Consider the following 20,576-nt stretch of genomic DNA (forward strand, 5'->3'; position numbering starts at 1 on the left):
TCAATCAATAACAGAAAGAACGATGTGCTTATCTTTTTTTCAGGAAGCCATATACCTCTTATTAGTCACATATACAAAACAAAGGCATACCAGCTAACCGGCATGCCTTCTATCTCAAACATTCTTTTCCTCTATAAATATCTCTATTTTATCTCTTCTTTATCAACCGGATCACACGTCCGTTTTTCTTATAATCAAAATGATTAGTATGCATCAAAACATTAAGAATCTCATCCGGAGTGCTATCAGTTGAGAACTCACCAGTAAATCGTTCCGCCTTCAAAGTATCATCTTCATAAACAAATTTAATATCATACAACTTTTCCATCACATTGGTAATCTCCAATAAAGAATGTTGCTTGAACATCAGTTTGCCGTTAATCCACAAAAGAACATCCGTAGGCTGATTATACTCAATCAGTTCAGCCTGATAAGTATCTGTATTCACGTTCAATGTCTGTCCCGGTTTCAGCAAATAACCATTTTCTTCTGTTCGTGGAGAATCCACCCGCACCAATCCTTGAAGCAAGGTAGTCACTACCCTATTCTCTTCTTCGCGTGCACGCACATTAAATTTAGTACCCAACACGTATGTCTTGATTTGCTTACTGTTTACTATAAACGGAGCATGCTTATCATGAGCCACCTCAAAATAAGCTTCGCCGGACAAGTCGACCTGACGGTCTGAACTCCAGAAAGAATTATGATAAACCAATTTAGAGGACGCATTCAGCCATACCTTACTACCATCCGGAAGTACAGTCTGCGCTCTTTGTCCCGCAACAGTCAGCACCTCATAGTCCGAAAGTTTATTGGATAACAGTCCCCAGGTAACTCCGCCTGCAAAAACAAGTCCGGCAAGAAAAGCAGCGGCCACAGTACTATAACGTCCCCAACGGAGTGATATATCCCTCCGCCTGGCCTTCTTTTCTTTCTCCCGAACAGCCAACTTGAATTTATCTAATGATGCCTCTGTATCTACAGCATTCATCATCGCTACCCGATCACCTACAAAAAGAGTATAATAAAGCTGTTCCAGAACTTTCCGGTTTTCCGGTGCCTCCTTACACCAAGCTTCCACCCTTTCGGCTTCCTCGTCATTACATTCACCCCGTAGATAACTCAACAAGAATATTTCATCCATGTCTATTCAATCTTTTACAATAAAAAAATACAATACCTTTGTAGTAATACAGTCGGCAGCACAAATATACTAAACTCAAAAAGAAAAAAATATTTTTCTCCTGTTTTTATTTCTTTTCTCTACTTCTTTCATTATTTTTGTCTTACAAAATTATAAGAGAATGTCACAATCTCCAATATTTCTAGATATTAACAATAATAAATCTGTCATCAACGCCCTGAAAGCAGGCGAAGAAAAAGTATTTGACGCAGTTTACCGTCATTATTTTCGGCGATTATGTGCCTTCTGTTCACAGTATGTTGCCGAGCAGGAAGAGATTGAAGAGATTGTGCAGGAAACAATGATGTGGTTATGGGAAAACCGTTCCAGCCTCATGCCGGAACTGACATTGAAAACCCTTCTTTTTACGATAGTCAAGAACAAAGCCCTGAACCGTATCTCCCATTTTGAGATTAAGCGGAAAGTACATCAGGAAATAGTAGAAAAATACGAAGGCGAATTCAGTAATCCGGATTTCTATTTAGAAAATGAACTCTTGCGACTTTACGAAGAAGCGTTAAAACAACTTCCTAAAGAATACCGGGAAGCATATGAAATGAACCGTAACCAACGGTTGACTCATAAGGAAATAGCCGAAAGGCTCAAGGTTTCCCCCCAAACGGTCAATTACAGAATCGGACAGGCTTTGAAGTTACTGCGAGTAGCCTTAAAAGACTATCTGCCTCTATTCATACTTTGTTTCGGAGCTGATTTTCTGAAAAAGTTTTATTAATTCATCCAATTATTAAATAATGAGCGAACTCCTTGTTTATAAAGCCTCTGCAGGTTCAGGAAAGACATTTACTCTGGCTGTAGAATATATTAAGTTACTTATTCTTAATCCGCGTGCTTATCGGCAGATTCTGGCTGTAACTTTCACAAATAAAGCCACGGCAGAGATGAAAGAACGCATTCTCAGCCAACTTTATGGTATCCAGACGAGTGATAAGGATTCAGAAGCCTATCTCAACCGTATCAAGGAAGAGACCGGTAAAACAGAACAGGAAATACGTGAAGCAGCCGGTGTTGCCCTCAGCTATATGTTACATGACTACAGCCGTTTCCGGGTAGAGACCATCGACTCATTCTTCCAATCCGTCATGCGTAATCTGGCACGGGAACTGGAACTCAGCCCGAACCTGAATATAGAACTGAACAACACCGAAGTACTTAGTGACGCAGTAGACAGCATGATTGAAAAGTTGGGGCCTACTTCTCCCGTCCTCGCCTGGTTGTTAGACTATATCAACGAACGGATTGCCGATGATAAGCGTTGGAATGTATCGGATGAGGTCAAGAGTTTCGGACGCAATATCTTTGATGAAGGCTACATTGAAAAAGGGGAAAAACTTCGGGAGCGACTGCGCAATCCGGATACTATCAAAGAATACCGTAAACACCTGAAAGCCCTGGAGACTGAGGTTTTGGAACAAATGAAAGGCTTCTACGACCAATTCGAAGGAGAACTGGACGGACACGCATTGACTGCCGATGACCTAAAAGGTGGCTCACGAGGAATCGGCAGCTACTTCCGTAAACTCAACAATGGGATTTTAGGTAACGATATACGTAATGCCACAGTAGAGAAATGTCTGGAAGATGCCAAGAACTGGGCAGCCAAGACTTCCCCCCGCCATGCGGATATCATTAACTTGGCAAGTTCCAGTCTCATGCAGATTTTGGAAGATGCCGAAAAGTTACGTTCAAAAAACAATCTGCTGCTGAACAGTTGCCGACTGTCCCTGCAACATCTCAACAAAGTACAACTTCTCGCCAATATTGACGAAGAAGTACGCCAGTTGAACTATGACAACAACCGGTTCCTACTGTCAGACACCAATGCGCTGCTCCACCAATTAGTGAAAGACGGTGATTCTTCTTTTGTATTCGAAAAAATAGGGACGAATATCCGCAATGTCATGATAGACGAGTTCCAGGACACCAGCCGGATGCAATGGGGTAACTTCAAGCTGCTTTTACTGGAAGGATTATCCCAAGGGGCAAACAGTTTGATTGTCGGAGACGTAAAGCAATCCATTTACCGTTGGAGAAACGGTGATTGGGGAATCCTCAATGCTTTGAACGACCGTATCGAACACTTCCCTATCCGTGTCAAGACATTGGCTACCAACAGACGCAGTGAAACCAATATCATCCGGTTCAACAACCATATCTTCACTGCCGCTGCCGACTATCTGAACGGAGTCTACAAACAGCAGCTCGGCAAAGATTGTGAAGACTTACAAAAAGCCTATGCAGATGTTGTACAGGAATCTCCCCGAAGCACAGAAAAGGGATATGTAAAAGTCTCTTTTCTCGAACCTGACGAAGAACACGACTATACCGAACAGACTCTAATCAGTTTAGGGACAGAAGTAAAACACCTGCTTGCCAACGGTGTACAGTTAAATGATATAGCCATCCTTGTACGAAAGAACAAAAGTATTCCCCGCATCGCCGATTATTTCGATAAAGAGCTACATTACAAAATAGTATCGGACGAAGCATTCCGCCTGAACGCTTCCCTGGCTATTTGTATGATGATGGATGCTTTGCGCTATCTCTCGGACGAAAACAATAAGATAGCCCGTGCCCAACTGGCAGTTGCCTATCAGAACGAAGTTTTACAGAAAGGGCTGGACTGGAATACCCTCCTGCTTCTTCCTGCCGAGAATTATCTCCCTGCCGCATTCCTTGAAAGGATAAAAGAACTGAGACTGATGCCGCTCTATGAGTTGTTAGAGGAGCTTTTCAGCATCTTCGAAATGAAGAATATCAAGGCCCAGGATGCTTACCTGTTTGCCTTTTTTGATGCAGTAACGGATTACCTGCAAAACAATTCTTCCGAGCTTGACGCATTCATCCGTTATTGGGATGAAACATTATGCAGCAAAACGATTCCAAGCGGAGAGGTAGAAGGTATCCGAATCTTCTCCATACACAAATCCAAAGGATTGGAATTCCACACAGTGCTTCTTCCTTTCTGCGACTGGAAATTAGAGAATGAAACGAATAACCAATTAGTATGGTGTGCTCCTCAGACAGCTCCCTTCAACGCTTTGGATATTCTTCCTATCAACTACTCCACGCAGATGGCGGAATCCATATATGGAAACGACTATCTGCACGAACGCTTGCAACTATGGGTAGACAACTTAAATTTGCTGTACGTCGCTTTCACCCGGGCAGGAAAGAATCTTATCATCTGGAGCAAAAAGGCCCAAAAAGGTACAATGTCGGAAGTACTGGCAAACGCACTCCCCGTTGTAGCCCTCAAAGAGGGGATTGATTGGGAAGAAGACTGTTATGAGCAAGGTAAACTTTGCCCTTCGGAAGAAGAGAAAGCAAAGACCTCTACCAATAAACTCACTCAGAAACCGGAAAAGCTACCTGTTCAAATGGAGTCCATGCGCCATGATATTGAATTCCGTCAGTCCAACCGCTCCGCGGACTTTATCCAAGGAATTGAGGAAGAAGAATCCGATGACCGTTTTATTAATCGCGGACGTATGTTGCATACCTTATTCTCCGTCATCGAAACGGCAGAAGATATTGAACCTGCCATTGACCGGCTTATATTTGAAGGAGTAATCAGAAACGAAGAAAAAGAAGAAACGGCACGTGAAGTGGTGCAGAAAGCCTTTTCATCTCCCGAAATACAAGACTGGTATTCAGGAGAATGGACACTGTTCAATGAATGTGCCATTATCTATAAGGAAAAAGGAGTATTACAAACCCGCCGTCCTGACCGTGTGATGATGAAAGGCGACCAGGTAGTTGTAGTCGATTTCAAGTTCGGTAAAGAGAATCCCAAATATAACAAGCAGGTGAAAGGATATATGCAACTGCTCACCAAAATGAGATATAAGAATATCACCGGATATTTGTGGTATGTAGATGAAGAAAAAATAGAAAAAGTATAAAGCAACCTAGAAACTGACCATATAAAAAATCAATATGCAAACATTTCTCCAACTAGTCGCTCACGATTTATATTCTAAAATAGGAAACGACCTGTCGCGCACGGTACTCGTTTTCCCGAACAAACGTGCCAATCTGTTTTTCAATGAATATCTGGCAGGAGAATCCGACCAGCCTATTTGGTCGCCCGCTGCAATGAGTATCAGCGACCTGTTTCAGAAACAGTCCGCACTGAAAACCGGTGACCCGATTCGATTGGTTTGTGAACTTTACAAAGTGTTCAAGGAAGAAACACAAAGCCAGGAAGCACTGGATGATTTCTACTTTTGGGGAGAGTTGCTTATCAGCGACTTCGATGATGTAGATAAAAATATGGTGGATGCAGACAAACTATTCAGCAATCTGCAAGACTTGAAGAAGCTGATGGATGACTATGACTTCCTCGACGAAGAACAGGAAGAAGCAATTCAACAATTTTTCCAGAATTTCTCTATCGAACGCCGAACGGAACTTAAAGAGAAATTTATTTCCCTTTGGGACAAGTTAGGCTCTATCTATCACCGCTATCAGGAGAAGTTGACAGAGCTAGGCATTGCCTACGAAGGTATGCTCTACCGGAATGTCATCGAGCAGCTCGATACTGACCGGCTCAAGTATGACAAATATATATTCATCGGTTTTAATGTACTGAATAAAGTGGAACACCAATTCTTCAAACTGCTGCAAGAAGCGGATAAAGCCATGTTCTACTGGGATTATGATATATTCTATACCCGACAAATCAAGAAACATGAAGCCGGAGAATTTCTCAACCGCAATCTGAAGGATTTCCCGAACGAGCTTCCGGAAAGTTATTTCAACTCTTTCAAAACACCGAAGAAGATACACTACATCTCCGCATCTACCGAAAATGCGCAGGCGCGCTTCCTTCCCGAATGGGTACGTACCACCTTCTCTAACAGTGAATGTGAAGAAAAAGAAAATGCCGTAGTACTCTGCAACGAAGCACTGTTGCTTCCCGTACTCCATTCTATTCCGCAAGAAGTGAAGAACGTCAATATCACCATGGGATTCCCTTTGGCGCAAACTCCCGTTTACAGCTTTATCAACGCAGCAATGGAGTTGCAGACCAATGGATATCGTACTGATACCGGGCGGTTCACTTACGAAGCAGTATCAGCTATATTGAAGCATCCCTACACCCAACAATTGTCAGAGCATGCCGATAAACTGGAAGGCGAACTGACAAAGACAAACCGCTTTTATCCGCTCCCTTCGGAACTAAAATCAGATGATTTCCTGGCCAATCTCTTCACTCCCCGCAGCGGTATTAAAAATTTATGCGACTACCTTATCGGACTAATCAAAGATATCTCCATCCTATACCGCAAAGAAGGAGAATATAACGATATTTTCAATCAACTTTACAGAGAGTCCCTGTTCCAGAGTCATCTTAAAATCAACCGTCTCTATAGCCTGATTGAGAGTGGAGAACTGAACGTTCGCACCGACACATTAAAAAGACTGATTAGCAAAGTTCTGACTGCCTCCAATATCCCTTTCCATGGTGAACCCGCCATCGGAATGCAAGTGATGGGAGTATTGGAAACACGTAACCTCGACTTCCGCAATCTCATGATGCTGTCCCTCAACGAAGGACAATTGCCAAAATCCGGTGGAGAATCTTCATTTATCCCATACAATCTCCGAAAGGCTTTCGGCATGACGACCATCGAACACAAAAATGCGGTGTACGCCTACTACTTCTACCGTCTGATACAACGGGCAGAAAACATCACCCTACTCTACAACACCTCTTCAGACGGACTGAATCGTGGAGAAGAATCCCGCTTCATGCTGCAACTATTAGTAGAAGGCCCTCATGAAATCACTCGTGAATATCTGGAAGCCGGACAATCTCCTCAAAACAACCAAGAAATACAAATCGAGAAGACACCGGAAGTACTAAGACGAATCTACCGTGCTTACGATAGTACCAACCCCAAATCTGTGATTCTTTCCCCCTCTGCCCTTAACGCATACCTCGACTGTCGGCTGAGGTTTTACTACCGGTATGTGGCAGGACTGAAAACTCCGGATGAAGTCAGTGCGGAAATTGACTCCGCCCTGTTTGGAACGATTTTCCATCTCTCTGCCCAACTGGCTTATACCGAGCTGACAGCCAACGGAAATATGATACAAAAAGAAGACTTGGAACGCTTACTCCGTGATGAGGTCAAACTGCAAAGCTATGTTGACCGGGCATTCAAGAAAGAATTATTCAAGGTAGCTCCTGAAGAAAAACCCGAATACAATGGCGTGCAACTCATCAACTCCAAAGTCATTCTCTCTTATCTGAAACAGTTGCTGCGCAATGACCTTCAATATACTCCTTTTGAAATGATCGCCATGGAAGAGAAAGTTTCAGAAGAAATAACTATCCGCACCGGACAAGGCCCGTTCACTCTCCGTTTGGGTGGAACGATAGACCGCATGGACGCTAAGGAAGGAACTTTAAGAATCGTTGATTACAAAACCGGCGGAAGCCCCAAAACACCAGCCAATATAGAGCAGTTGTTTACCCCTTCGGAAACACGCCCGAATTATATCTTCCAGACATTTCTCTATGCTGCCATTATGAGCCGGAAACAATCGCTGATGGTAGCTCCGGCCCTACTCTATATCCACCGCGCAGCATCGGAAAGTTATTCGCCCGTTATTGAAATGGGAGAACCCCGCAAGCCTAAAATGCCGGTAAATAATTTCGCTTTCTTTGAAGACGAATTCCGCGAACGCCTGCAAGCACTATTAGAAGAGATTTTCGATGAGAAAGAAGCTTTTACGCAAACGGAAGATATAAAGAAATGTTCGTACTGCGACTTTAAGGCAATCTGTAAACGATAGATTATTTTCAGAATATAATTTGGGCACGGATTACACGTATTTCACGGTTTTTCCAATTATCTTATAAACCGTGTAATTCGTGTAATCTGTGCTTGAATTATAATATATAAAGAAGTCTTAAAGCATCATCTCTCAACAGAGAAATACGTTGAAACTATTATTTTTCGAGCAACGGAATAGAGAAGCTAAATGTAGACCCTTCCCCCTTCTTCGAAGTAAACCAAAGTTTACCGCCATTCTTGACAACAAAGTCCTGGCACAGCAACAGTCCGAGTCCCGAACCTTCCTCATTATTCGTACCGAAAGTACTGAAATGAGTATCCGTATGCAACAACTTCTTCTGATTTTCTTCATCAATACCACAACCGCTGTCTTTCACACTAACAATTGCCATACCATCTTCCTCAGCCAATGACACCACAACTTCCGTTCCTTCATTGCTGAACTTGATAGCATTACTGATCAAGTTACGGATCACCGTCTTAATCATGTCGATATCAGCGCGCACAGCCACACTCGTCACAGGCACATCCTGTACAATCTTGATATTCTTCAAGCTGGCCACCATCGTGAAGATTTCACTTACCCCCTCTACGACCTCCGCCATATTAATATCCTGATAAACCACCTTCAACTTGCCAATCTGGCTCTTCGTCCATTTCAGCAAATTATCAAGCAATGAGAACACATCTTCAGTCGTCTGATTCGCCATCGTCAGCATTTCATACATCTCGTCACCGATAGTATCACTCGGCAAATTCAGAATCAGCATATTCAGCACCATCTTGATAGAGCCCATCGGTGAGCGCAAGTCATGCGCAATCACAGAATAGAGTTTGTCACGTCCCATGATTGTCTTACGCAACTCTTCCGTCTGCGCCACGATGATTCGTTTTGCCGCAACCAGAGAAATCTGATGCGTCACACGGATTATCAGTTCCTCCTTGTTGAACGGCTTCGATATAAAGTCATTTCCACCTACCTGAAATCCTTTCACGATATCCGCGGTGCTATTTAGTGCCGTCAGGAAAATAATCGGAATTTCAGCCATTTCCGGATCTGCCTTCATCTGCTGTGCCACTTCAAATCCACTGATATCGGGCATCATGACGTCTAGTAGTACAAGATCCGGTTTTTCCTTCTTTACCTGTTCCAATGCTTGTGTACCATTGCCGGCTGTCACAATATTGAATTTCTCATTGGTCAAAAGTACCTTCAGCAAAAGCACGTTTGAGATTACATCATCCACAATGAGCACTTTATATTCAGAAGGATTTATTTCCATATTCATAATAATCGCGTTATAATAGTTTTTTTACACATCAAACTTTTTTAAAATACTCAATCATACGCTTCAATCCATCTTCCAATTCAATAGCAGGCTCCCAATTAAGTTTCTCCTTAGCCAGCGTAATGTCCGGCTGACGTTGTTTCGGGTCATCGTCCGGCAAAGGCTTGAATACAATTTTCGAAGACGAACCGGTCAGGCTGATTATCCTTTTTGCCAGATCAAGCACCGGAAATTCATTCGGGTTCCCCAAATTCACAGGTCCGGTGAAATCATCTTCCGTATCCATCATCCGTATCATCCCCTCAATCAAATCATCAATATACTGAAAACTGCGTGTCTGTTTGCCGTCACCATATATGGTAATATCTTCATTATTCAATGCTTGCAGAACAAAATTGGAAACCACACGTCCGTCATTCGGCAACATTCGCGCACCATACGTATTAAAGATACGGATAATCTTCACACGCACATCATTCTGACGGTGATAATCCATAAACAAGGTTTCCGCACAGCGTTTTCCCTCATCATAACAAGAACGGTAGCCCACCGGATTCACGTTTCCCCAATAACTTTCCGGTTGCGGATGAATAATGGGATCTCCGTACACTTCACTTGTTGAAGCCTGTAATATTTTGGCATTCAGCCTCATAGCTAATCCCAACATATTAATAGCCCCCATCACAGATGTTTTTGCCGTCTGGATAGGGTCGTGCTGATAATGAATGGGAGATGCAGGACAAGCCAAATTGTATATCTCATCCACCTCAGCAGAATAAGGGTAAGTGACATCATGTCTTACTACCTCAAAATGATGATTATTCATTAAATGAGCAATGTTATCTTTCGATCCCGTAAAAAAATTATCGAGGCATATCACTTCGTGTCCGTCATTTATAAGCCGTGTACAAAGATGCGAGCCTATAAATCCGGCTCCCCCACTTACCAGTATTCTTTTCATTATGCGTTTTTTCTATTGTTTACTAAAGAGACCCTGTCCCTCCGTTTTGTTTATGGTCACAAATGTAACCGATTTGCTTTATATATACAATTTTCGGAAAGGATATTTTCGAAAAAAACGCTATACCTTGTATGGTCTATGTCTAAATGACAAAGTGGCGGAGTCCGGTACTATAAAAACAATTAGGTTATAACACCTTACGTTCTGTTTCAGTAGGCGCAATCTCGTCAGGAATACTGAACTCCCGGTTGGCAAAGAGATCCGCCAAACCGGAAATTTGTTTCAGACGTAACAATTCGTCACGGTCCATACCGATATTTTTCATAATCCACTGGTCGGACATACCCGCTTTGTCGAGTTCCGCTACGATGTTGCACATTAATTCAATGTTATGCATCCCACGGGCACGGTTGTGCCGTATCGTCGAACTCATACGGTTCGACAAGTCTTTATCTATCACTACAATCGGAAGCAGTCCGTTCTCCCGGTTATAAATACGCTTCGAAGTCTTCAGCACCGTATAGCGGTGATAACCGTCCACCAGGATATAGTTATCTTCTTCTTTATTATAATAACACACGCATGGCATCGTAAAGCCATCTTCCCAGATAGAAAGTTCCAGCAACTTCATTTCGGGCGGTGCTACGACATTCGGATTATAATCGTTTGCATATACCTTCTCTACGGGTACCGCTTTTACATCGTAAACAGGGCTTTTATCTACACTCATGACACTATGATTCTATATTGTTCCATAATTTGACTTCTCTTACTCATCTCTTCCTTCGTCGGCGAGAATCCCATATACTTGCAGGCATGGTCGTTCTTGATGATACAGATGCACATCCGCTTGTATGTAGGTATCTCCCTAAACTCCGGTATATCAATATCATCCTGATATTCCATACGTACCGGTTTCTTCAGCGTTTTATAATTGCTGTTGTCCATGACGATAATCGGCACTTTGGCATCAATCAGTTTCTTGATAGTGGCCTCACTCAGGCAGCCCCCCTTCGTCCGCCAGAAGTTTACGCTCACCGACAACTTCCGAAGATAATTCTTCCGTGCCCGCTCCGGCAAAGTGGACAGCAGGAAGTACATAAACTCACGCCACGTATATCCTTCGGGCAGTTTCACCGATTGCCACCCCATGGCATGAGTACCGCCATACATTCCGGTAAAGTTGACACCGTTCACCCGCCCTATCATCTTGCCCCATGTATTGGGATCGAGCACCCGATAGAGCTGGAGACTCTCCTGCGCTTCATTGATAAAGGGACTTGCCACACGCTGCCGTTCCAGGTTGACACCCGCACGATAATAAAGGTCATACAACGTATTATAATCCCACTGGAACTTTCCGTTGGCAGTCCATACATCCGTCGTTTTCCAGTCGAAGATAGGATAGGCATTATAAATGTCGTTCCCCACTTTCGATGTCCACTTGTACTTATGATACATCTGGAATTTGCGGCTCATGTAGATACACCGCCACCGGTTGAAACTTTCCTGCGTGCGGATTCCGATCAGGCAGCAAGTCCGCACTGCGTCATTTTTATTATGTATCCATTGCGCAAAACGCATCTGGAACTCATAATCCCACATCGTTGTGTTATAAAATGGAAAGTCGTCCTTGGTCATTGCCTTCTTGGGCATGGAGCGCACCCATATATTCTTCTTACTGTCTTCCCAGGGGCGCCAGAATGATTGATACATAGATGTACACGTAGACACGCGGAAAGGCACACACACCCGGTACACATCCAAAATATCCTTATTAACTTCCAGAATCCGGTCTACATAATCAATGGTCATCTTATATTGAATCTCGTAATCCATATGAAAGACTCCGAGACGTATTTTCAAATTATTCTTCCGGATATAGTCTATACACATGTTCAACAGTACCCCGCTGTCCTTGCCACCGGAAAAAGATACATAGATATTATCAAACTCGTTAAATATAACCTTTAGTCGTTCTTGTGCCAGTTCATATACATTTTTTGTTCCTGTTATCTTCTTTTTCCCCATATATCATCTATACATTTTAACATATCTTGTCCACTTTTTATCCATGGATATAAATTCAAACTTCTCGAATATTTCTTTGTCTTGTATCAATGTGACAGAATTAAGCAGCCAGTTCTCGGGGGCGAACTCCTTAATGATGGCAGGTAACAGATGCGACAGAATTTCCTCCCGTTCAGCATCTTCTGCATTCACATAATAATTATTGATTACAGCCTTCTTCCGGTTTTTTTGCTCTACCGGAATGAAACCTACCACCTCTTTATCTTTCAGTGCAATAAACCACACATACTCCTCGCTTGTTTTGAAAGGGTAATTATTATTGGCGCGTATGACTTCAGGATCCATAACCATCGGTGCCAAGAGCCGATACAAGTGTTTGTCTTTTCCTTTTAATTGTATTATCTGTATCATATCATTCAAAAATGGACATACAAAAATAAGGAAAAAATATCAATTCAGTCATTTCTGTTCCTAAAACATTTGTTTTTCATATTATTATCTTTATATTTAATATTATTAATGTCTGGCATTCACCATTCCTCTTTCACGTTTAAAGTAAGTCAGCACGGTAGCAGAACTGAGATATTCACGTCCGGGAATGTGCGACCGACTCCGGAATTTATAACGTGCACACACCACTTCACATGCCAGCCTATACTTAAAAAACAGTTTATAACGATGCTGTAGATAATCAAATATCTGGCAGAGGTGTGCAAAAGTCTCCCCTACTTTATCATTGGGAATAATTTGTGGCGCACGGTTCGTATCTTCTATATGCTCCATCTCATTAAGTATATATTCCAATTGTTCTATTTCCTCTTCCGTCTTTTGCATTGTACACTTCATTTGTTCCGACTTCTCTTTCTGGTGCATGTATTGTTCACGCTTATGTTGTAAACGTTCCTTTATTGCTTCTGTTCCTTTTAATTCCATAATTTTTTAGTTATACATGAATACTCTGGCACTGCTTCCGGATAGCCATTTAAAATGCCATATAAAATCTCTTTTCGCATGCAAATATAGAGAAGATTGTTTAAATAATTAGATTTTTAATTAAAAATTTTTTCACGGAAATGAGATATTTAAATTACCGGCATTAAAAAGTTTGTTTTTTCAGCCTGTGAGGCAAGTAGTACTTTTGTGGCGTAATCAAACTTTGTAGATAATGGAAAAGGAGAAAAAGATACAATGTATTTTAATACATTCTTTCTTTACTATATATATTATGGGGATTGAGGGGTGGTCGAAGCGCGATTACGACATACGCGGTTCCCCGTTCAAACAAGGCATTTGAGAAAGACGAAAGAGGTCGGTTCGGGTGGTTCAAAAAAACAGAGGTACCAAACAGCCGGAATACTTTCATAATATATTCACCAAAACTATATGAAAATGAATAAACCAACAGCAGAAATGCTAAAAAAGGGATATCTTCTCTTCCCTAAAGTGTTATTTGAGGAGCAGATTAAAGCGACTAAAGGCGCAAGAGGATACTTCGATGCCTTTATCCTGGTATTAACCCACGTCAATTACAGCACCACAGAGTGTTGTACCCATAATCACACGTTCGAGTGTCGCCGTGGCGAGTCCGTGATGTCCATCGCTCGCTGGGCTGAATTGTTCGGATGGAAACGCAGCCGTACACGGTATTTCTTCAATAAGATGTATGAAGAGGGTATTATCCAGAGAGTTGCCAACCCGTATACCACTCACATACGTATCCCCGCCTACGATATGTTCGTTGGACAGAAGCGTCGCGAGAATGCCCGTGAAGAAACGAACGGAGTCACCTTCGAAACATTCTGGGAGAAATATCATGAAGTAACCCAAACGCCCAAGCTCAATATCGGGCGGGCGCGCCGGGAATGGAAAAAACTTTCTCCTCATGAGCGAAATCTCAGCCTGAAGAATATTGATGAATATTATGACAACCTAGCAGATACGAAATACTGTATGCAGGCAAGCACGTATCTGTCGTACAAAGCATTCATGAATGAATATGATTATTAGAAAAGAGAATGAGTGAAATTTTAAACCCGCAGGATGCCGAGCTCGAGGAAATCGTACTCGGCGCCTGCCTGCTGGAAAGCAAAGCTATCACACTGGTTGCAGACATATTGCGACCGGAAGTTTTTTACACTGAAACAAACCGTGAGATTTATTCCGCCTTGCAGAGCATGTACCGTGCCGGACAGGCAATAGACATCATGACGGCAAAAGAGGAACTTGCCCGACGCGGCAAGCTCGAATTCATAGGCGGGCCTTACACAATAGTACGCATCAGCGCCCGTGTAGTGTCCAGTGCACATCTCGAATACCATGCCCGGATTCTGAAACAGAAATATATCCGCCGCGAAGCGATTCTGGCGTTCCACAAACTCCTGGCACTGGCGGCCGATGAAACAACCGACATAGATGATACACTGGCTGATGCCCATACCCTTTTCGACCGGCTGGAGAAAGAGCGTGGCAACTCCGAACATCTTCGTTCCATGTTGCAACTTATGGATGATACTATCAAGCAGATAGAAGTCCGCATTGCCTCTAACAAGAATGGTGTCACGGGGCTGCCCACCGGATTTGCCGACCTCGACCGCCTGACGTGCGGCTGGCAACCCGGTGACGAGGTAGTTATCGCCGCCCGTCCCGCAGTAGGCAAAACCGCCTTTGCCCTGCACCTGGCACGGGCTGCCGCTATTGCCGGATACCATATCGCTGTATATAGTCTCGAAATGCAAGGCGAACGCCTGGGAGATCGCTGGTTACTGGCTGCCGCTCCGAGGGTCAACCCTGACCATCTCCGCAGCGGACAGCTTACTCCCAACGAGTTACAGCAAATACACGAAGCGTCAACGGAACTGTCACGCCTGCCCATTCACATCGATGATAATCCGTCAGTAAGCATGGATTATGTCCGCTCTTCGGCAAAACTGTTGCATAGCAAAGGGCAATGTGACGGTATCATCATCGACTACCTGCAACTGTGCGACATGAAAAGCGACCAGAACAACCGCAACCGCGAGCAAGAGGTAGCCCAGGCCAGCCGTAAAGCCAAGATGCTGGCAAAAGATCTGAATATCCCCGTGATACTTCTCAGCCAGTTGAACCGTAACGTGGAAGGACGTCCCGACAATCGCCCCAGCCTGAGCGACCTTCGCGAAAGTGGAGCTATCGAACAAGACGCGGACTTGGTACTGATGCTTTCACGCCCCGCCCTTTCAGGACGTGAGACAGACCGCAAGAGTTCATATCCTACCGAAGGGCTGGGTGTGATAGATGTTGTCAAACACCGTAACGGAACGACCAAGGAACTTTACTTCAGACATGACCCGAGCATGACAAAGCTGGAAGACTACGTGCCCGGAATAGATTGGATGAAAAAGAATACAACCGCTTAGCCGTTTTTTATCAAACATTCGACTTATTTATTTTAACCGCCCGCTTGATTGGAGACAAGCGGGCGGTCGGTATTTGGAGAACAAGCGTATCTTTGAATTAGAACGACCACTCTTTTCTATTCAAAGGAGCGGTCGTTCTAATTCAAAGATACAGTCGTTTCAACTCAAAGGTACAGTCGTTTCAACCCAAAAACACGGTCATCTTACATCAGCATGTTCATGCATAAGAATATAGCCATCCGGTTCTCCCAAATAACGTACGATTAAGCGAACCTCCCGCGCGCTGAACATTTTCAGTTTCGGGTGAAAATCCCCCGCCGTCAATTCCTCCATCAAAGGCATACAATTACGCATCCAGCGACGGAGTTTGGCTACGGATACAGGGTCACTCAAATATGGGAAATACATCCTTGCCAGTTCTAACTTATCATAGCATCTCACGCAAAATCTAACTTCTTCCATTTTATCCGGATTATTCTAATATTAATGGTATAAAGGTAGTGTTTTTTCCGTATACCGGCAAGTATTTAGTCAAAAATAATAACTACCGTTCAGTGTCGTTCACTAACGTTCACTCCCCTGCTCCGATATGGTATCTTTGCAGTGTAATCGATTACAGGAATATGTTTTCCAAGAAGTAAACAGTAAGTTTCAAGTATTAATCTTAAAAGAAAAAATTATGGCACAGAAGTATGTAGTAGTGGAACGAAAGAACCCATTGAAGCCACAGGAACCGGCTAAGTTTTATGCGATGGCACGTAGCAACCGCAGGGTGGATACAGACGAGATAATCAGTCGTATCTCAGAGCGTTCTTCCTTTTCCATCGGTGAGCTGAAAGGTTGCATCACGGAGTTTTTGTTGGAAATGAAGAATCAGTTGGCACTGGGTAATATTGTTCTTTTGGGGGATATGGGGAGCTTCCGTATAACGATTTCCACCGGCAATGCGACGGAAACAGCAGAGAAGTTCAAGGCGGCCACCTGTATCAAGATATCGCACGTCCGTTTTCATCCGGGAAGTATGCTCGTGGATATGTGTAAGGCGATGAAGTACACCTTAATCAAGCCGGGCAAAGAGGAAGGCGATGATGATGTCACCGTTCCCGATCCGAATCCGGACGATGGAAACGACGGAGAAACTCCCGATCCGGATCCGGCAGCATAATTTTAGCAGTTATATATTCACCATTTAAAAGTAAAAAGTCATGAAAAAATCTATTTGGAAACAAATCTTGCAAATCTTTATCACCGTAGCCACTTCAATCGTGTCCGCCCTGGGCGTAACGTCTTGTGCAGCTCATATCTAAACGCACGAATGAGATGAAAGACTTGAAAGAATTTTCCCTGAAAGAGGAATATGTGCCACGGAGCATCCAGTACATTGTCGTACATTGCAGTGCTACACGGGCAAATATTCCCTTCACGGAAGAGCAATTGCTCAAATGTCATTTAAAGCGGGGATTCAAATGCATCGGTTATCATTTTTATGTGACGAAAGACGGGGTTCTCCATCATACCCGTCCGATGAGTGAAATCGGAGCGCATGCACTGGGATTCAACTTACATAGTTTAGGAATTTGCTATGAAGGCGGACTGGATGAATCGGGAAAGCCGACTGACACAAGGACTGCTTTGCAGAAAGAGACGCTTCGGCGAGTATTGAGTGAGTTGAAAGGACTCTATCCCGAAGCAAGGATTGTAGGGCATTACCAGTTGAGTGCGGATGTACATAAGGCTTGTCCTTGCTTTGACGCAAGAAAAGAGTATTCGGATTTGTAAAAGGTTTCGAGGAGAATTTAATAGTAAAGGCGGCCGTTTAAAATGACCGCCTTTACTTATTGTACGATATTACCCTATAAAGAATCCCTCAAATTATTTATTTAGAATCTTTCGGAAAAAGACATCAAGATGCAATGCACTATCCGGCGTAAATCTTTCGACCGGGCAAAAAACAAAGCCAAATACTTTACCGAAATTTGGTCTAATATTCCTTTTTATTAATTAAAAAGAAAGCTGTTTTTCAGGCGGTTGTTGGAATCCATTCTCTTTTCTCTATATTTGCGCCCACATTTATTATTTGCTATAAAAACCGTCTTATTCGAATAAAACAGCTAAATAAAATAGAACCGATGGATAAAATTAACGCAGTAATTACAGGAGTTGGGGGATATGTTCCCGATTACATCTTGACTAATGATGAAATTTCTAAGATGGTAGAAACCACCGACGAATGGATTATGGGACGTATCGGAATTAAGGAAAGGCATATTCTGAAAGAAGAAGGACTCGGTACTTCATATATAGCACGCAAAGCTGTGAAGCAATTGATTCAGCGTACAAAAACAAATCCGGATGATATTGACCTGATAATCGTTGCTACTACCACGCCTGATTACCGCTTTCCTTCGACAGCTTCCATCTTATGCGAAAGGCTAAAATTAAAAAATGCTTTCGCCTTTGATATGCAAGCTGTGTGCAGCGGTTTCTTGTATGCATTGGAAACAGGAGCAAATTTCATTCGCTCGGGAAATTACAAAAAGGTCGTGGTTGTAGGTGCTGAAAAGATGTCGTCAATCATAAATTATACAGATCGCGCGACTTGCCCTATTTTCGGCGATGGTGGAGCAGCCGTCATGTTGGAGCCTACCACCGAAGATGTAGGAATTATGGATTCCGTATTAAGAACGGATGGCAAGGGATTACCTTTCCTGCATATAAAAGCCGGTGGTTCCGTATGCGCCCCTTCTTATTATACATTAGACAATCAAATGCACTATATCTATCAGGAAGGGCGTACTGTTTTCAAGTATGCCGTGGCCAATATGGCTGCCGCCTGCGAATCTGTTATCGAAAGAAATCATTTAAGCAAAGAAGATATTGACTGGGTAATTCCCCATCAGGCTAACCAACGTATTATCACCGCCGTGACTCAGCGTTTAGAAATATCACCTGAGAAAGTCATGGTCAATATAGAACGCTACGGCAACACAAGTGCCGGCACACTCCCACTCTGCATCTGGGATTTTGAAGATAAGTTCAAAAAAGGAGATAATGTGATTCTTACAGCCTTCGGAGCCGGATTTGCCTGGGGAGCTATTTATTTGAAGTGGGGATATGACGGGAAAATACACCCATAAAAAATATCCATACCAAAGCATGAAGCATATTCAACAGGCGGGGATGAACCATGCTTCTCCATTTTATTGAGGCGGCTATATTCTGCCGCATAAAGAAAAAGCTCTGAAATTCAAGGATTTCAGAGCTTTTTTCTTTATTTGCTTTCTTGAAGAGGCGGTGCGTACGGGACTCGAACCCGTGACCCCATGCGTGACAGGCATGTATTCTAACCAACTGAACTAACGCACCAGAATTTCATTTTAAATCGCATCTCTCTCGATTGCGGTTGCAAAGGTAGATATTTTTTTGAAACCTGCAATAGCTTTCATATCTTTTTTTCTAAAAAAGTGGGTTTATTGAGAATTATCCTGTACATTTGCAGCTATTACGTAAAATAAAAATAGAATGAAAAATACACCAATTGAGCGACATCTGATTGACGAAACCATAAATGAGTTTCAAATTGTCGATTTTTCTAAAGCTACAATCCGGGAAGTGAAAGCTATTGCTTCAAAGGCTGAAACAGCATCGGGAGTGGAATTCATTAAGATGGAAATGGGTGTTCCGGGACTTCCGCCTTCCGCGGTAGGAGTGAAAGCGGAAATTGAAGCCTTGCAGAAAGGCATTGCCAGCCTATATCCTGACATCAACGGATTGCCGGAATTGAAGAAAGAAGCTTCCAACTTTATCAAAGCATTTATAAATATTGATTTAAGTCCGGAAGGATGCGTACCCGTGACCGGTTCCATGCAAGGCACATTCGCTTCCTTCCTCACTTGCAGCCAATGTGATGAGAAGAAAGATACAATCCTGTTTATTGATCCGGGCTTTCCCGTACAGAAACAGCAGTTGGTAGTGATGGGACAAAAATATGAAACGTTCGATGTATATGACTATCGGGGCGAAAAGCTAAGAGAGAAACTGGAAAGTTATCTGAAAAGAGGAAATATCTCGGCGATAATCTATTCAAATCCCAATAACCCCAGTTGGATTTGCCTGAAAGATGAAGAATTGAAAATCATCGGTGAGTTGGCCACGCAATACGATGTCATCGTTCTGGAAGATTTGGCCTATTTCGCAATGGATTTCCGTCAGAACCTGAGTAATCCATACCAGGCACCATTCCAGCCGTCGGTTGCTCATTATACAGATAATTATGTATTGCTGATTTCAGGCTCCAAAGCATTCAGCTATGCCGGACAACGCATTGGCGTAAGCTGTATCTCCGACAAATTATATCATCGCAGCTATCCGGGGCTGACCAAACGTTACGGGGGTGGTACTTTCGGTACTGTCTTTATCCACCGAGTGCTTTATGCGCTTTCTTCGGGAACGAGCCATTCGGCACAGTTTGCCATGGCTGCGATGCTAAAAGCTGCCAATGAGGGACAATACAACTTCCTCGACGAAGTGAAAATATACGGTGAAAGAGCGAAGAAGTTAAAGGAAATCTTCCTTCGTCACGGGTTCCATCTGGTATATGACAACGATTTGGGCGACCCGATTGCAGACGGATTCTATTTTACAATCGGATATCCGGGAATGACCAGCGGCGAATTGGCTAAGGAACTTATGTATTATGGCGTAAGCGCAATATCATTAGTCACAACGGGAAGCCATCAGGAAGGTCTGCGGGCATGTACATCCTTCATCAAAGACCATCAATACGCACAACTTGACGAAAGAATGAAGCTATTTGCAGAAAATCATCCGGTAGCCTGACCGTTCGTTGGAAGATATTCATAAAAGCTACTCCTAAAATGAAAAAAAACG

General features: G+C 43.1%; 18 protein-coding genes and 1 tRNA gene. 10 read left to right on the top strand and 9 right to left on the bottom strand.

Features of this window, described 5'->3' with window-relative positions:
- Window positions 1–148 precede the first annotated feature (148 nt).
- Window positions 149–1,144 (bottom strand): FecR domain-containing protein, encoded by a 996-nt coding sequence (locus RDN93_RS00430; protein WP_308743816.1) that lies wholly within the window; start codon window positions 1,142–1,144, stop codon window positions 149–151.
- 160 nt (window positions 1,145–1,304) lie between these two features.
- Between RDN93_RS00430 and RDN93_RS00435 the strand changes: the two genes are divergently transcribed.
- The 3 genes from RDN93_RS00435 to RDN93_RS00445 are packed head-to-tail and all read left to right on the top strand — an operon-like array spanning window position 1,305 to window position 8,008.
- Window positions 1,305–1,916, top strand: a complete 612-nt coding sequence (locus RDN93_RS00435) for an RNA polymerase sigma-70 factor (RefSeq protein WP_308743817.1) — start codon at window positions 1,305–1,307, stop codon at window positions 1,914–1,916.
- A 19-nt stretch (window positions 1,917–1,935) separates the two neighbouring features.
- Window positions 1,936–5,106, top strand: coding sequence for a UvrD-helicase domain-containing protein (locus tag RDN93_RS00440; protein WP_308743818.1), 3,171 nt, complete (start codon window positions 1,936–1,938; stop codon window positions 5,104–5,106).
- A 34-nt stretch (window positions 5,107–5,140) separates the two neighbouring features.
- Window positions 5,141–8,008 (top strand): PD-(D/E)XK nuclease family protein, encoded by a 2,868-nt coding sequence (locus RDN93_RS00445; RefSeq protein ID WP_308743819.1) that lies wholly within the window; start codon window positions 5,141–5,143, stop codon window positions 8,006–8,008.
- A gap of 157 nt (window positions 8,009–8,165) precedes the next feature.
- Here RDN93_RS00445 and RDN93_RS00450 read toward each other — a convergent pair whose 3' ends face one another.
- The 6 genes from RDN93_RS00450 to RDN93_RS00475 form a co-directional block, all read right to left on the bottom strand.
- A complete protein-coding gene (locus RDN93_RS00450; protein ID WP_308743820.1) occupies window positions 8,166–9,299 on the bottom strand; it encodes a hybrid sensor histidine kinase/response regulator in 1,134 nt (377 codons plus the stop codon).
- A 31-nt stretch (window positions 9,300–9,330) separates the two neighbouring features.
- Window positions 9,331–10,260, bottom strand: coding sequence for an SDR family oxidoreductase (locus tag RDN93_RS00455; RefSeq protein ID WP_308743821.1), 930 nt, complete (start codon window positions 10,258–10,260; stop codon window positions 9,331–9,333).
- 187 nt (window positions 10,261–10,447) lie between these two features.
- Window positions 10,448–10,990: a ParB/RepB/Spo0J family partition protein gene (locus tag RDN93_RS00460; protein ID WP_308743822.1), complete on the bottom strand. Its 543-nt coding sequence runs from the start codon at window positions 10,988–10,990 to the stop codon at window positions 10,448–10,450.
- Window positions 10,987–12,291 (bottom strand): DUF3440 domain-containing protein, encoded by a 1,305-nt coding sequence (locus tag RDN93_RS00465; RefSeq protein WP_308743823.1) that lies wholly within the window; start codon window positions 12,289–12,291, stop codon window positions 10,987–10,989. Before RDN93_RS00465 ends, RDN93_RS00460 begins: the two co-directional genes overlap by 4 nt.
- 3 nt (window positions 12,292–12,294) lie before the next feature.
- Entirely contained in the window at window positions 12,295–12,702 is a 408-nt protein-coding gene (locus RDN93_RS00470) for a hypothetical protein (protein WP_308743824.1), read from the bottom strand.
- A 105-nt stretch (window positions 12,703–12,807) separates the two neighbouring features.
- Entirely contained in the window at window positions 12,808–13,224 is a 417-nt protein-coding gene (locus tag RDN93_RS00475) for a hypothetical protein (RefSeq protein WP_308743825.1), read from the bottom strand.
- A gap of 456 nt (window positions 13,225–13,680) precedes the next feature.
- Between RDN93_RS00475 and RDN93_RS00480 the strand changes: the two genes are divergently transcribed.
- Window positions 13,681–14,298, top strand: a complete 618-nt coding sequence (locus tag RDN93_RS00480; RefSeq protein WP_308743826.1) for a hypothetical protein — start codon at window positions 13,681–13,683, stop codon at window positions 14,296–14,298.
- Window positions 14,299–14,306: 8 nt separating this feature from the next.
- Window positions 14,307–15,686 carry a replicative DNA helicase gene (gene dnaB, locus RDN93_RS00485; protein WP_308743827.1) on the top strand — a complete coding sequence of 460 codons (1,380 nt, stop codon included), beginning with the start codon at window positions 14,307–14,309 and terminating at the stop codon, window positions 15,684–15,686.
- 198 nt (window positions 15,687–15,884) lie between these two features.
- Here the strand turns inward: dnaB and RDN93_RS00490 are convergent, their stop codons facing one another.
- Window positions 15,885–16,148, bottom strand: a complete 264-nt coding sequence (locus tag RDN93_RS00490; RefSeq protein ID WP_308743828.1) for a DUF4248 domain-containing protein — start codon at window positions 16,146–16,148, stop codon at window positions 15,885–15,887.
- Window positions 16,149–16,365: 217 nt separating this feature from the next.
- Here RDN93_RS00490 and RDN93_RS00495 point away from each other — a divergent pair, with 217 nt between their 5' ends.
- The 4 genes from RDN93_RS00495 (at window position 16,366) to RDN93_RS00510 (ending at window position 18,823) form a co-directional block, all read left to right on the top strand.
- Entirely contained in the window at window positions 16,366–16,851 is a 486-nt protein-coding gene (locus tag RDN93_RS00495; protein ID WP_308743829.1) for an HU family DNA-binding protein, read from the top strand.
- A gap of 40 nt (window positions 16,852–16,891) precedes the next feature.
- Window positions 16,892–16,993, top strand: coding sequence for a smalltalk protein (locus tag RDN93_RS00500; RefSeq protein WP_308743830.1), 102 nt, complete (start codon window positions 16,892–16,894; stop codon window positions 16,991–16,993).
- Window positions 16,994–17,006: 13 nt separating this feature from the next.
- Window positions 17,007–17,465 carry an N-acetylmuramoyl-L-alanine amidase gene (locus RDN93_RS00505; protein ID WP_308743831.1) on the top strand — a complete coding sequence of 153 codons (459 nt, stop codon included), beginning with the start codon at window positions 17,007–17,009 and terminating at the stop codon, window positions 17,463–17,465.
- 350 nt (window positions 17,466–17,815) lie between these two features.
- Window positions 17,816–18,823, top strand: a complete 1,008-nt coding sequence (locus RDN93_RS00510) for a beta-ketoacyl-ACP synthase III (RefSeq protein ID WP_308743832.1) — start codon at window positions 17,816–17,818, stop codon at window positions 18,821–18,823.
- A gap of 155 nt (window positions 18,824–18,978) precedes the next feature.
- On the opposite strand, the gene RDN93_RS00515 is transcribed toward RDN93_RS00510, so the two are convergent.
- A tRNA-Asp gene (locus tag RDN93_RS00515) sits at window positions 18,979–19,052 on the bottom strand.
- Window positions 19,053–19,208: 156 nt separating this feature from the next.
- Between RDN93_RS00515 and RDN93_RS00520 the strand changes: the two genes are divergently transcribed.
- Complete coding sequence (locus RDN93_RS00520) at window positions 19,209–20,525, top strand: pyridoxal phosphate-dependent aminotransferase (protein ID WP_308743833.1); 1,317 nt, start codon at window positions 19,209–19,211, stop codon at window positions 20,523–20,525.
- Window positions 20,526–20,576: the final 51 nt, after the last annotated feature.

It is taken from the genome of uncultured Bacteroides sp. (genome assembly GCF_902491285.1).
In the GTDB taxonomy this organism is placed as follows: Bacteria; Bacteroidota; Bacteroidia; order Bacteroidales; family Bacteroidaceae; genus Bacteroides.